Annotated in this window: 12 protein-coding genes, 1 tRNA gene, 1 pseudogene and 1 riboswitch; of the genes and pseudogenes, 7 read left to right on the plus strand and 7 right to left on the minus strand. The window is 68.3% G+C overall.

All coding sequences use genetic code 11. From position 1 onward, the window contains the following. Positions 1 to 5: 5 nt before the first annotated feature. A complete protein-coding gene (locus E4341_RS14580; RefSeq protein WP_165118237.1) occupies positions 6 to 464 on the plus strand; it encodes a hypothetical protein in 459 nt (152 codons plus the stop codon). Here the strand turns inward: E4341_RS14580 and E4341_RS14585 are convergent. After that, a complete protein-coding gene (locus E4341_RS14585; RefSeq protein ID WP_165118239.1) occupies positions 448 to 1,395 on the minus strand; it encodes a retropepsin-like aspartic protease in 948 nt (315 codons plus the stop codon). The genes E4341_RS14580 and E4341_RS14585 overlap by 17 nt on opposite strands. A gap of 183 nt (positions 1,396 to 1,578) precedes the next feature. Here E4341_RS14585 and thrC point away from each other — a divergent pair, with 183 nt between their 5' ends. Beyond that, on the plus strand, positions 1,579 to 3,012 hold the full coding sequence (gene thrC / locus E4341_RS14590) for a threonine synthase (RefSeq protein ID WP_240893580.1): 1,434 nt from the start codon (positions 1,579 to 1,581) through the stop codon (positions 3,010 to 3,012). Between the two features lie 6 nt (positions 3,013 to 3,018). On the opposite strand, the gene E4341_RS14595 is transcribed toward thrC, so the two are convergent. The 4 genes from E4341_RS14595 to E4341_RS14610 all read right to left on the minus strand — a co-directional run bounded on the left by E4341_RS14595 (position 3,019) and on the right by E4341_RS14610 (position 6,364). Next, positions 3,019 to 3,333: a CsbD family protein gene (locus E4341_RS14595; RefSeq protein ID WP_055806344.1), complete on the minus strand. Its 315-nt coding sequence runs from the start codon at positions 3,331 to 3,333 to the stop codon at positions 3,019 to 3,021. A gap of 93 nt (positions 3,334 to 3,426) precedes the next feature. Continuing rightward, on the minus strand, positions 3,427 to 4,380 hold the full coding sequence (gene thrB, locus E4341_RS14600; protein ID WP_165118241.1) for a homoserine kinase: 954 nt from the start codon (positions 4,378 to 4,380) through the stop codon (positions 3,427 to 3,429). A 4-nt stretch (positions 4,381 to 4,384) separates the two neighbouring features. Next, entirely contained in the window at positions 4,385 to 6,121 is a 1,737-nt protein-coding gene (locus E4341_RS14605; RefSeq protein WP_165118243.1) for a Gfo/Idh/MocA family oxidoreductase, read from the minus strand. 102 nt (positions 6,122 to 6,223) lie between these two features. Continuing rightward, complete coding sequence (locus E4341_RS14610) at positions 6,224 to 6,364, minus strand: hypothetical protein (RefSeq protein WP_017505697.1); 141 nt, start codon at positions 6,362 to 6,364, stop codon at positions 6,224 to 6,226. Positions 6,365 to 6,551: 187 nt separating this feature from the next. Then, positions 6,552 to 6,668, plus strand: a riboswitch (SAM riboswitch). Positions 6,669 to 6,743: 75 nt separating this feature from the next. Here E4341_RS14610 and E4341_RS14615 point away from each other — a divergent pair. The 5 genes and pseudogenes from E4341_RS14615 to galE all read left to right on the plus strand — a co-directional run. Then, positions 6,744 to 7,796: a homoserine O-succinyltransferase gene (locus E4341_RS14615; RefSeq protein ID WP_165118245.1), complete on the plus strand. Its 1,053-nt coding sequence runs from the start codon at positions 6,744 to 6,746 to the stop codon at positions 7,794 to 7,796. After that, complete coding sequence (metB, locus tag E4341_RS14620) at positions 7,793 to 8,974, plus strand: cystathionine gamma-synthase (RefSeq protein WP_165118247.1); 1,182 nt, start codon at positions 7,793 to 7,795, stop codon at positions 8,972 to 8,974. The genes E4341_RS14615 and metB overlap by 4 nt, the downstream gene beginning before the upstream one ends. 52 nt (positions 8,975 to 9,026) lie before the next feature. After that, a tRNA-Glu gene (locus E4341_RS14625) sits at positions 9,027 to 9,101 on the plus strand. Positions 9,102 to 9,317: 216 nt separating this feature from the next. After that, positions 9,318 to 9,584, plus strand: coding sequence for a hypothetical protein (locus E4341_RS14630; protein ID WP_066554510.1), 267 nt, complete (start codon positions 9,318 to 9,320; stop codon positions 9,582 to 9,584). Positions 9,585 to 9,662: 78 nt separating this feature from the next. Continuing rightward, a pseudogene (gene galE, locus E4341_RS14635) lies at positions 9,663 to 10,607 on the plus strand (UDP-glucose 4-epimerase GalE); the annotation flags it as partial. A gap of 55 nt (positions 10,608 to 10,662) precedes the next feature. Here the strand turns inward: galE and E4341_RS15625 are convergent. Then, positions 10,663 to 11,607, minus strand: coding sequence for a hypothetical protein (locus E4341_RS15625; protein WP_240893581.1), 945 nt, complete (start codon positions 11,605 to 11,607; stop codon positions 10,663 to 10,665). Positions 11,608 to 11,611: 4 nt separating this feature from the next. Next, complete coding sequence (gene carA / locus E4341_RS14640; RefSeq protein WP_165118259.1) at positions 11,612 to 12,772, minus strand: glutamine-hydrolyzing carbamoyl-phosphate synthase small subunit; 1,161 nt, start codon at positions 12,770 to 12,772, stop codon at positions 11,612 to 11,614. Positions 12,773 to 12,843: the final 71 nt, after the last annotated feature.

Here is a 12,843-nt window from a genome sequence, read left to right on the forward strand (position 1 = left end):
AGTCGGTGTGTGTCCGCCGTTTCGAGATTTTCGCGGACTATTTCCAGTTCTACGTTTGCGACGAGACCTACGTCACCGATACCGCCGCCCTGTGGAGCTCGGACAGCGACCGCATGCTGGCCGTCGGCCCCGACCTGATCGCGATCGGCACGGTTCGCAACATGCTGGTCCCGGTCGAACTTGAAATCCTGACCACAGCGCCGACGCCCGACGCGGACGCCTGGGACCAGATGCGCGACTGCGGCCTGCGCCTGGCCAGCGGCGCGCTGATTGTGTTCGGCTGCACGGACGATCCGGATCAGGCAGAGCGGATCGCTGTGCCTGCCGGCGACTATGCGGCCCGCATTTCGCACGGCGGACTGACCACCCTGTCCGAAGACGGGCTTGACGGCGACGACCGCTATCGCATCCAGCTCTGGCCGGGCGCGGTTCGGCCGATCACAGTGCTCAAGCCGCGACCGTGATCTCCATCGGCCGTTCGACGAACAGGCCGGGGCCGCCCAGGTCCAGCGCAAGCCGGCGGTTCTCGAACGCGGCCATGCCGACCAGGGCCTTGGGGAAGCCCGGCACGGCGACGTCGTCATAGATGGCGACCTTCGCCTGACGATACAGTTCGTCGCCGATGGTCAAGGTGCGCACGACGACGGTCTCGGCCCGTACCGTTCCGCCCAAGACGATGCTCTGGCCCGGCGTGCGTTCGCGGCCGTCCAGCAGGCCGGCGGCCTCGGCCGTCTCGCGCGTGACGGCCAGCACGGCCGAGGCGCCGGTGTCGATCACCGCATTGACCGTCGCCCCTTCCAGGGTGATGCCCGCCTGCAAGGTCTTGCCGGCCCGCGTCACCGGCACGGGTTTCAGCGACGACGGCGGCGTCCAACCCTCGCGCGGCAGGAACCGGACCCGATGCTCGGCCGTGTCCAGCTCCAGCACCAGTTCGCGCAGCACGTCCTGCCCCAGGATCAGCGCCGCACCCAATCCCTGATCGCTAGCCAGCGGCCCCAGGCCAAGAATCGCCGCGCGCAATCCGGTCAGCCGCAAGCCGCCGATCGCCACATCCAGCGTCGTCCCGCGTCCGACCTGGGCGTCGCCGCCGACGCCGTAAGCCACCATCGGGATGTTGAAGACATTGGTCAGCCCCAGACGCTCGACCAGCGACCGGTCGATGACCGAATACTGCGCCCCGGAATCGATCAGGGCCCGCACCGGCTGTCCGTTCACAGTCACCTCGACCGTCGGGGTCGGCGCGCGCGGCTCGGCATAGGGCAGCCAGCCGCTGGAGCCGTTCGCCGCGAAGGCGACCGTCGGCCCGCGCCAGACCACATGGTCGCGCAGCCACCAGGCCCCGCCTGCGCCGCCGGCGACCAGCCCCAGCCGGATCAGAAGATCGCGTCGTCTCATGCTCCTGACATGGACCGTCGCAGCGATCCGCGCCAGCGGGGCGATGTCGCAACCCCTCTTGCAGGACCGACGACATCACCCCTGAAGCGGCAAAAATGTGCGCCTAAACCGCCACTGCAGCGTCCCGACGCGGATAGTCGGGCCACAGCCCGCGAAAACCCGACAAGATCATCCAGAAAGCGGGTGACGCCGCCGCCCCGTCTGGCTACGACCATCGGCGTCATGAGCACCTCCAGCGCCCGCTACGTCTCGACCCGAGGCCAATCGCCCGAAACCGATTTCTCCGACGCCCTGCTGCGCGGCATCGCCCCCGACGGCGGCCTCTACATGCCGACCGCCTGGCCCGGTCTGTCGCCCGAAGCCTGGACCAGCAAGGCCGACTACAAATCCATCGCGCTGGCCGCCATCGCCCCCTTCATCGGCGACGCCCTGCCCGCCGGCGCGCTGGACCGCGCGCTGGACCGACTGACCGCAGGGTTCGACCATCCGCTGGTCACGCCTCTGGTCGAACTGGAGCCGGGCCTGTTCGTGTTGGAGCTGTTCCACGGCCCGACCGCCGCCTTCAAGGATCTGGCGATGCAGCTAGTCGCCACCCTGACGGACGAGGCCCTGGCCGCCTCGGGCGAGCGTCTGACCATACTGACCGCCACGTCCGGCGACACCGGCGCCGCCGCCGTGCGCGCCTTCGCCGGCGCCACGTCGGTCGATCTGGTGGTGCTCCACCCGCTGGACCGCGTCTCGCCGGTTCAGCGCAAACAGATGACGACGGTCGAGGCCGACAATGTCCTGAACCTGGCCGTGCGTGGTGATTTCGACGACTGCCAGCGTCTGGTGAAGGGCCTGCTGGCCGACGAGGCCCTGCGCGAACGCGGCCGCCTGTCTTCGGTCAATTCGATCAACTGGGCGCGGCTGGCCGGCCAGATCCCCTACTATGTCTCCGCCACGGCCCAGTTGGGCGACGCCGCGACCTTCGTCGTGCCGACCGGCAACTTCGGCGACGCCTTCGCCGGCATCGCCGCCACGAAGATGGGCCTGCCGTCGAACGGCTTCGTCGCCGCCGTGAACCAGAACGACGCCCTCGCCCGCGCCCTGGACGACGGCCTGTATTCGCGCCGTCCGGCGGTCGAAAGCGGCAGCGTGTCCATGGATGTGCAGGCGCCGTCCAACTTCGAGCGGCTGGTGTTCGAGGCGGCGGGGCGCGACGCCGAGGCGACGCGCGTGGTGTTCGAAACCTTCGCCCGTGACGGCGCCATCGCCTTCGATCCGGGCCTGCTGGCCGCCCTGCGCGACCAGGTCTCGGCGGTTTCGATCGACGAGGACGAGACGCGCGCCGAGATCGCCCACGCCTATCAGGCCTGGGGCCGCGTCGTCTGCCCGCACACGGCCGTGGCGCTGGCCGCCGCGCGTCGCCAGGACCGCTCGAACGGCCCCGTCGTTGCCCTGTCCACCGCCCATCCGTCCAAGTTCGGCGACTTCGTCTCGAACGTCCTGGGCTTCGAACCCGAACCCGCAAACGTCATCGCCGCCCTGGGCGACAAGCCCGAGCGGTTGACGATCGTCGATGGGACGATGGAAGCGGCGCGTGACGCCGTGGCGGCCTTTTCAGGCCGCCACTAAAACGTCTTAGCGACGACCGCCGCCGGTGAGGGCGCGCAGCAGAAGCAGGCCGACGCCGGCGACCGACAGGGTCGTGACCAGCGGACGCTTGCGCGCCTCGGCGGCGACGGTGCGGGCCTTGTCGCGGTAGTCGACGGGGACCTTTTCGACCAGGCGATCGACCGAATCCATGGCCTTGCCGAAGGTTTCCAGCGAACGGCCCTTGGCGTCGTTATAAGCGCCTTCAACCTGCAGCTTCTGGTCGCCGACCAGCTTGCCGACGCCTTTTTGGAACTTGCCTTGCGCCTGCGAGGCGGCGCCGTTGATGGTTTCGTCAGTCATGATCTTCGTCCTCGGGGAGCGGCGGACTTCGCCGTTGCACCATCAAAATCCCGGCCAAGCTTTCGGTTCCAGCGACGAAGCCGCGCAGGCGCCTCAGGCCGGTTCGGTCGCGCGCCAGTGGTCCATCCGACGCAGGAAGACCGCAGGATCCTTGGGCGTCACCAGATTGGCGGGATTGTGGAAAATGCGGTCGTGCAGCCGGGTCACGGTGAACCGCAGGGCCGCCGCTTCGCCCAGACGCGGCAAGGCCTCCCGCTCGGCGCCGTTAAGCGGCCGCACGGATTCATAGCCGCGCTGGAAGGCCGTCAGGGCGTCCGGCATGGGTCGCCCCTCGGCGTCGAAGCCCCAGGCGGACAGGGCGATGGCGAGGTCATAGGCGAAGGCGCCGGTGCAGCCGAAATAGAAGTCGATCACCGCTGACACGGCGCCGTCCTCGAACAGCACATTGTCGGGGAAATAGTCGGCATGGATCGCCCCGCCCGGCAGATCGTCCGTAAAGGGATCGCCCAGCCGCGCCAGCGTCACCTGGACCTGTCTCAGCAGCGCGCGATCTACCTCGGACGCCCGCCCTTCTCCCTCGACGCACCGATCCGCCAGTCGACGCCACATCGCCGGCCCGACCGGATTGGCGCGTTTCAGATCAAAATCAGCCGCCGTCAGATGAAGCCGCGCCAGCACCGCCCCCGCCGCCGCCTGATCGGCCGATGACGGCGTGCGCAGCCAGGCGCCGGTCTTCCATTCGATCACCGCCGCCGCTCGGCCGTTCAGCCGCCCGAGCCAGCCGCCCGTCCGGTCCTCGATCGGCGTCGGGCAAGGAAACCCGCGCGACGCCAGATGCGCCGTCAGCCCCAGGCAGAAGGGAAGCGAGGCCTCGTCCGTCCGCCCCTCGAACAGGGTCAGCACAAAACGGCCGCGCGTCGTGTGCAGCCGATAGTTGGTGTTCTCCACCCCCTCGGCGATGGCCGTCAGTTCGACTACCTCGCCGATGTCGTAGCCGGCCAGGAACGCCTCGGCGTCGGCGATGGAAACGGGGGTGAAGACGGCCATGGCCTTAGTTTAGGCCCGCATCGGCGCGCCGTGCACGCACGATCTCGGCCAGGTCCGCCATGATGCTCTCGGTCGTGGCCCACCGCCCGGCGCCCCGGCCCCGGCAGCGCCACACGCGGCCGTCGGCGCCGTAGACCTTCAGCGCATTGCCCTCGCCGCGCAGGGTCGAGAACAGCGGGTCGCCATGGTCGGCGTTCAGCGACACCGACGGGCGGATCACCCCGTCCTTCAGATGGGCGGCGCCGATCTGGCGCACGCCGCCTGCGGCCGAGGTCGCCTCGGTCAGGTGGTCGCGCGGCACGTCGCCGTCGGGCGAACGGCCGAAAGCCTCGTGGCACAGCAGCCGCACCTTGGCCGCCGCATCCAGACCCTCCAGATCCGAGGACGGGTCCTCCTCCGCAAAGCCCGCCGCCCGGGCGTCAGCCAAGGCTTCGTTGAAGGCCGCCCCGTCGCCCAGCCGCTCCAGCATGAAGTTGACCGTGCCGTTCAGCACCGCCTCGAAACCGACCACCTCGCCGGCTGCGCGGGCCGCGCGGACCGTCTCGATCATCGGCGATCCGCCGCCGACCGAGGCCGACCAGAACATGCGCCGTCCGTTGGCTTTCGCCAGTTCTTGCAGCCCGCCCGGATCGCGGCTGACCGCCTGTTTGTTGGCGCTGGCGACATCGCAGCCGGCCTCGAGCGCGGCGCGGATCACCGCGTGGCCCGCCTCGCCCTCCGACAGGGCTTCCAGCACGATGTCGGGCTTCTTGGCCCACAGGTCCGCCGGGTTTGAGGTGAACAACGACGCCGGACAGTCCACGTCGCGGGCCTTCTTCGGATTGCGCACCAGCACGCCCACGACCTCGTAACGGGGATCATCGAGCAGCTTGGCCAGCACGCCGCCGCCGACCACGCCGCATCCGGCGACCGCGACCTTCAGCGGCGGCAGGGCGGGCGCGGGGCCGGGCGGCGCCGACTTGTCGCCGATGACCGTGCCGTCGGCGCGATCTAGGGCCGCCACCTCGATCTCGACCCCGCGGCTTTCGCCCAGGTCGATGGCGTCGTGCTGGACCAGGGCGCCGCCCAGCTTGCGCGCCACATCCCAGGAGGCGCGGCGATAGCGCAGGGCCGGGGCCGTCTTGTCATTGGGGTCGTGGTCGTAGAGGCCGTCCACGTCCTTGACCAACCGCACCTTCTTCAGCCCCAGCTCAGCCGCCAGGAAGACCGCCGTCAGGTCCGATCCGCCTCGTCCCAGCAAGGCCACCTTGCCGTCCGGCCGCACCGCGCCGAACCCGGGCACCACCACCACCTCGTGCCTATCGAGCGCCTGTTTCAGATGGTCGGGTCGCAGGCCGCAGGGGCGCGAATGCTCCGGCTCGCCCTCCGCCACGATACCCAGCTCCCGCACCGACAGGGCGCAGGCGTCCAGCCCGATCCGGTCGCAGGCGATGGCCACCAGGGCCGCCGACTTTTCCTCGCCCAGGGCCACATAGCCCGGCAGCAGGTCGTTGGAATGGGCCAGGCCCAGCGCCCGCGCCTCGCCCAGCAGCCGGTCCGTCGCCCCGCCGAAGGCCGAGACCACCGCTACCACCTTTCGGCCCGTCCGCACATGGCCATAGACGGCCGAGGCGACCAGCGGCGCTTCGGCCGGGCTGCGCAGGATGGACGAGCCGAACTTCAGCACCACCACCTCTTGCGCAGGCTGACTGCTGGGGTCGAGGCTTTCGGATTTTTCTACGACGGCGAGTTGGGCGGACATCGGGGTTCTCGGGAAAGATCGGGATGGGGTGGGGTGAAAAGAAAAACCCCGCCTGGCGGACCGGGCGGGGTTCGGGTTCTGCGGTTGCCGGTGTTCGGCGCGCTAAACTCGTCCCGCCCGTTCGGGCATGGTGGTGGTGCCGGTGGTACCGCCGATAATCGTGCCGCCGAGGATCATGCCGAAACGCGTCGCGGCGAGGCCGGCGACGGTCGAAACTTCGGCGATGAGCGAGCGCTGTTGCACAGGGCAGGTCCGGTTGAAATCTGAGCCTAGGGTGATCGGACAACCCTGACTCTGTCAAGTCGCATGGGATGATTTTTTCACGACAAGGCGCTTATTGCGCGTTTTCACCCCTATCGAGTCGACCCATGCCACCAATGAGGTTGAATTTTTCGCTTGACCGGCACCGCCTCGATCATCAACGTAAAGTCACTCATCAAGACCAGCCGAGGGATTAGGCCCTTTGACGCTGGGGCAACCATCGGGTCTCACAGCTCGAAACGGTGCCAACTCCTGCGGGGTCCTTCGGGGTCGCGAGAGATGAGTGGAGCATCGACGAGACGACGCTCCACGCTCTGTCACCGCATCGAGACTTGCTGAGCGAGAACGATGCGGAACGACGATGACCCTGGCCGAAACCACCCTGCTCGAAGACCCCGACTGTCGCCGCGCGACAGCCCTTACCCCTGTCCGCGAACCGACGCGTGAGCGCGGCGGCGCCCGCGACGTCATCGTTCCCATTCCCGCCGACTTCCGCCTCGCCTCGGGCGAAAAGCTGAACCAGCCCAACATCGTCGGCCGCCTGCATGGCCGGATCGGCGCCCCCGTCGTCGTGGTCGCCGGCGGCATCTCGGCCGGACGCTTCGTCCACCGGACGGAGACCAACGGCCTGGGCTGGTGGTCCGGCGCCGTATCGGTGCGCGGGCCCATCGATCTGAGCCGGCTTCAGGTCTTGGCCGTCGATTTCGCCCCCGGCGCCGAGTTCCTGGATGCGCCCGTCACCATCACCACCCAGGATCAGGCCCGCCTGCTGGCCCTGGTGCTGAACCATCTGAAGATCGAGCGCGTCGCCGCCTTCGTCGGCTGCTCCTATGGCGGCATGGTCGGCCTGGCCTTCGCCGAACTGTTCCCCGACTGGGCCGAGCAGCTGATCATCGTGTCGGCCGCCCACCGCGCCCATCCCCAGGCGACCGCCTGGCGCGGCATCCAGCGCCGCATCCTGCAGTTCGCCGTCGCCGCCGGCCGTCCGGAAGAAGGCGTCGCCTTGGCCCGCGAACTGGCCATGACCACCTATCGCACGGCCGAGGAATTCGACGACCGCTTCGACACCACTGCGCCCGCGGCTGTCGGCGGCGCCTATCCCGTCTGCGACTATCTGACGGCGCGGGGCCAGGCCTACCGGACCCACACCACCCCGGCCCGCTGGCTGTCGATGTCCGATTCTTTGGATCGCCACAGCGTGACGCCGGAAGCCATCACCACCCCCGTCACCCTGATCGGCTTCACCTCCGACCGTCTGGTGCCGATCGACGACATCCGCGAACTGGCCGCGCGGTTGCCGACCCTGTGGCGCTTCGTCGAGGCGCCCTCTCTCTATGGCCACGACGCCTTTCTGAAGGAGGACGCCTTCGTCGGCGACATCCTCCGCGCCGCCTTGAAGGATATCAAAGCATGACTTCCCGCCCCGCCAATCCGCACACCATCGCCGCCCGCACGGGCGTGGACACGGACACGGCCCATGGCGCGGTCATGCCGCCGCTGTATCTGTCGTCCAACTATTCCTTCGCCGGCTTCGATCAGAAGCGGAAGTACGACTACAGCCGTTCGGGCAATCCCACCCGCGACGTGCTGGCCGAGACCCTGACCGAGTTGGAAGGCGGCGCCGGCTGCGTCATCACCGCCACCGGCATGGCGGCGGTCGACCTGCCCCTGACCCTGCTGGAGCCGGGCGACCTGCTGATCGCGCCGCACGACTGCTACGGCGGCACCTGTCGCCTGCTGAACGCCCGCGCCCGAAAGGGGCATTTCGAATTGCTGCTGGTCGATCAGGGCGATCCCGTCGCCTTCGAGGCCGCCTTGGCGCTGAAGCCCAAGCTGGTACTGGTCGAGACCCCGTCCAACCCGCTGCTGCGTCTGGTCGATGTCGCCGACATCTGCACCCGCGCCCATGCGGCGGGCGCCAAGGTCGTGTGCGACAACACCTTCCTGTCGCCGGCGCTGCAGAACCCGATCAAGCTGGGCGCCGACTTCGTCGTCCACTCGACGACCAAGTTCATCAACGGCCATTCCGACGTGGTCGGCGGCGCCGTCATCTCGGCCGACGCCGAGGATCACCAGACTCTGGCCTGGTGGGCCAACTGCACCGGCGTGACCGGCTCGCCCTTCGACGCCTATCTGACCCTGCGCGGAGTGCGCACTCTGTTCGCGCGCATCGAGCGGCAACAAGCCACGGCCGGCAAGATCGCCGAAAAGCTGGCCGCCCACCCGGCGGTCAAGGCTGTCCACTATCCGGGCCTGAAGTCCCACCCCAATCACGCCCTGGTCGCGGCCCAGCAGGCCGGACCCGGCGCCATGCTCAGCTTTGAGCTGCAAGGCGGCACGGACGCCGTGCGCGATCTGGTCGAGACGCTGGAGATCTTCACCCTGGCGGAATCGCTGGGCGGCGTCGAAAGCCTGATCGCCCACCCCGCCACCATGACCCACGCCGCCATGACGCCGGAACAGCGCGCGACGGCCGGCATCGGCGACGGCCTGGTGCGCCTGTCGGTGGGTCTGGAGCATGTCGAGGATCTGATCGCCGACCTGTTCCCGGCGCTGGACGCCCTCGTCCCGGCGAAGGCGGAAGCGGCGTAACTTTTTGCTTGCAGGAGCGGCCGAACCGGGGCAAATGCGCCGCCCCGGCCGCGGTCCCTTCGTCTATCGGTTAGGACGTCAGGTTTTCAACCTGAAAAGAGGGGTTCGACTCCCCTAGGGACTGCCACCGGCGGCGCCTTTTCAGCGCCCTTACCGTACATCGTTGAGCGAACGCTCCGACCCCGGATTAAGATTTCGGTAACTATTTTGTCCGGAAACGGGCAGTAAGTCTTTCGATTCACGGACTTTTTTCGGACGCAGTCAGGAACTATCCACAGGGACTGTGGTTAACCCCTCGTTAGCTCGGCGCAGAAGCGCCTCTCCCTCCTGCACCGAGATCCTCATGTTCATCGCCATCGCCCGCCCGGCGGTGGAGCCCAAAGGCCCCGACGCCGTCGCCGTCCCCGGCTCTCCCGCCATCGCCGAACTGTCGCCCCGCGCCCTGCATGCGCGCCTTCTCCAGAATGCCGCCCTGCGCCGCATGCGCGGATTGGAGCGCCGCAGGGAGCAGCGTCTCGAAGACGCCGACTACTGGCTGCATGCCGCACCGATCGCCGTCCGGAAAGCCAGCGCCCTGCGCGAAGAACGCAGTTTCTCGCCGATCCCCTGACAGTCGCCACACACCCCTGAATACATACGAGAGTGATTTGGGGTTGATTTACCGACCCTCGGTATCCGACAAGAGCGGATGGGCGAAGTCGGATCGGCGCTGTCATCTGCGAAGGCGATCCTGGTCACGGGCGGCGCGGGCTATATCGGCGCCCATGTGTGCGAGGCCCTGGCGGCCGCCGGCTATCGGCCCGTCACCTATGACAACCTGTCGACCGGCCGGCGCCGGTTCGTACGCTGGGGGCCGCTGATCGAGGGCGATGTTTGGGACGCGGACAAGGTGCGCCACACCCTGATCGCCCACGACATCAGCGCCGTCATGCATTTCGCCGGCTCGTCCGTGGTCCCTGAATCGGTGCGTGCGCCGCTGGACTACTACCGCAACAATGTCGGCGGTCTGTTCGGCCTGTTGGGCGGGATGCGGGAAGCGGGCGTAAACCGGCTGGTCTTTTCGAGCACCTGCGCCGTCTATGGCGATCCCGGCGAAAATCCGATCACCGAGGCGACGCGGCTGGCCCCCGTCACCCCCTATGGCCGCTCCAAACTGGGCTGCGAGCAGATCCTGTCGGACGCCAGCGCAGCGCACGGGCTGAACGTCATCGCGCTGCGTTATTTCAACGCCAGCGGCGCCTCGGCGTCAGGCCTGATCGGCGAAGATCGGCCGGTCGAGACCCATCTGATCCCGCGCGCCATGATGGCCCTACGCGGCCAGATCGACGATTTCGCCGTTCATGGGACCGATTATCCGACGCCCGACGGCACGGCGGTGCGCGACTATGTCCACGTCTGCGACCTGGCTCGGGGCCATCTCGCCGCCCTGACGCAGTTGCTCGGCGACCGACGCGGCTTTTTCGCCTGTAATCTGGGGGCGGGTTGCGGCCATTCGGTGCGGCAGGTGCTTGAGGCTATCATGGCGCACAGCGACCTTCGTCTGCCCGACGCAGCCGGAGCGCGCCGCGCGGGCGACCCGCCGCATCTGGTCTCAGACATCACCGTGGCGCGCCAAGCGCTGGGCTTTGCGCCACGCCAGTCTGACCTGGCCTCCATCGTCGCCAGCGCCTGGGCCTGGCACAGCCGGGTCAGCGCAGTTCGGGCATCCGGCGGCGCAGCGAGGCTGTCAGCTTTTCGAACTTCTGCCCCGCCGACTTGGGCCTTACCCGCCGACGCAGTTCCAGCCCGCCACCCCACAGCGCGTGGACAGGCGCTTCAAGATGCGGATGGCGATCATGCTGATGGACGATGGGGCTGACGCTGGCGTCGGGATTGACGACCTTGCCGCCTTCGAACCTCAGGGTCTCGCCGGGCGTCAGGCCCAGGGTCGCCACGCGACCATAGTTGGGGCGCACGGTCATCGCCGTCAGACCCTGATGGATCGCCATGTTGAAGGCCGCCTGATCGGCGCCGAACGCCCCGCCGATCTCGGATCGCGGCGTCGCCGCCAGCGACAGGATCAGTCGGGACAGGCGCGACACGTCGGCGCGCGGCCCGACGATGGTGCCGACGCAAAGACAGGCCTTGTCGGCCAGTTGCCGCGCCTGCGCCTCGCCGAACAGGGCGCGCAGATACTTCATATTGAAGGCGTGATCGGCCAGCGGCGTCTCGGCCTCGATATAGGCCTCAAGGCCCTTGGGCGCCGGATCGAAAGGCGGCGCCTGAAAGATCACGTCGCGCACGTCGCAGGCCAGGGCCGCGCCGGGCCGCTCGCCTAGCAGACCGGCGAAGGCCACGAACCGCTGCATCACCGGATGCGGCGCCCATCCGCGCCAGACCGGCGCATCGACGGCGGTCACCCGATGTTGGGCCAGAAAGGCGCGCAAATCCGGTTGGGCGTCGACCACGAGGGCCACAGGGCCCTCGAACACAGCCCGCAGCGACAGGACGAAGGGCGCGATGTCGGCCGCGTCGTATCCCGTCGCATAACCAACGACGACATCGCCGTCCGGCAGGCGCGTAAACCGGCGACCGACCTCGAACGCCTCGGCTAGCCAGTCCAGATAGTCCGACCGAACCGCCCCCTGCTTCATGGCCTCAGCGCACCCCCATCAGATCGGCGAACCGGTCGAACAGATACAGGCTGTCGGTCGGCCCGGGCGAGGCCTCGGGGTGGTGCTGGACGCTGAAGATCGGCTTGTCCTTGACCGCGATGCCGCAGTTGGTGCCATCGAACAGGCTGACGTGGGTCTCTGTCACCGCGTCGGGCAGGCTGTCGCGATCGACGGTGAAGCCGTGGTTCATCGACACGATCTCGACCTTGCCGGTGGTCAGATCCTTGACCGGATGGTTGGCGCCGTGGTGGCCCTGATCCATCTTTACAGTCTTGGCGCCCAGGGCCAGGGCCAGCATCTGGTGGCCCAGGCAGATGCCCATCAACGGCTTGCCGCTGGCCACCAGCTTCTGGATTTCCGGCACGGCGTATTCGCCGGTCGCGGCCGGATCGCCCGGACCGTTGGACAGAACCACGCCGTCGGGATTGCGGGCCAGAACCTCTTCCGCCGTCGTCGTCGCCGGGACCACGGTGATGCGCGCGCCGGTCGAGGCCAGGGCGCGCAGGATGTTGCGCTTCACACCATAGTCGATGACGACCACATCCTTGCGGCCTTCGGTCTTGGGGTGACCTTCCGGCCAGTCCCACAGGCCCTCGTTCCATTCGAACGCCTGTAAGGTCGAGGCGGGCTTGGCCAGGTCCAGACCGACCAGGCCGGTCCAGCCGCGCGCCTGAGCGACCAAGGCCTCCAGGTCGAAGTTTCCGTCCGGGTCGTGCGCGATGACGGCGTGGGGCGCGCCCTTGTCGCGGATGATCTTGGTCAGGGCGCGGGTGTCGACGCCGGCCAGCCCCACGACGCCGCGCCGCTTCATCCAGTCGTCGAAACCGGCGTCCGATCGATAGTTGGCCGGATCGGTCGGAACGTCGCGAAAGATGGCGCCGCGCGCCGAGGTGTCGGACCCGCCGCCCATCTGTTCGATGTCTTCGACATTGGTCCCCACATTGCCGACGTGCGGAAAGGTGAAGGCCAGGATCTGGCTCATGTAGGACGGGTCGGTCAGGATTTCCTGATAGCCGGTCATGGCGGTGTTGAAGACCACCTCGCCCAGGGCCGAGCCGACGGCGCCCACGCCAATGCCCTGCAGGATCGTGCCGTCCGCGAGCGCGAGAACGCCGGTGGCGCCCGGAAGAATCTTCGTCGTCATGGGCGCGCTCCTAAAATCGAATCCGGCCGATACGAAGGCCGAAGGCAAACGGCGGCGTCGTTAAGCCCTGC

This window comes from Brevundimonas sp. 'scallop', assembly GCF_011045535.1.
Classification (GTDB): Bacteria; Pseudomonadota; Alphaproteobacteria; order Caulobacterales; family Caulobacteraceae; genus Brevundimonas; species Brevundimonas vesicularis.

Coding starts and splice junctions, on each gene's coding strand:
- E4341_RS15625 (WP_240893581.1), bottom strand. CDS start 11,607: ATGAAGCAGGGGGCGGTTCGGTCGGACTATCTGGACTGGCTAGCCGAG.
- E4341_RS14585 (WP_165118239.1), bottom strand. CDS start 1,395: ATGAGACGACGCGATCTTCTGATCCGGCTGGGGCTGGTCGCCGGCGGC.
- E4341_RS14595 (WP_055806344.1), bottom strand. CDS start 3,333: ATGACTGACGAAACCATCAACGGCGCCGCCTCGCAGGCGCAAGGCAAG.
- E4341_RS14605 (WP_165118243.1), bottom strand. CDS start 6,121: ATGTCCGCCCAACTCGCCGTCGTAGAAAAATCCGAAAGCCTCGACCCC.
- metB (WP_165118247.1), top strand. CDS start 7,793: ATGACTTCCCGCCCCGCCAATCCGCACACCATCGCCGCCCGCACGGGC.
- thrB (WP_165118241.1), bottom strand. CDS start 4,380: ATGGCCGTCTTCACCCCCGTTTCCATCGCCGACGCCGAGGCGTTCCTG.
- E4341_RS14615 (WP_165118245.1), top strand. CDS start 6,744: ATGACCCTGGCCGAAACCACCCTGCTCGAAGACCCCGACTGTCGCCGC.
- carA (WP_165118259.1), bottom strand. CDS start 12,772: ATGACGACGAAGATTCTTCCGGGCGCCACCGGCGTTCTCGCGCTCGCG.
- E4341_RS14630 (WP_066554510.1), top strand. CDS start 9,318: ATGTTCATCGCCATCGCCCGCCCGGCGGTGGAGCCCAAAGGCCCCGAC.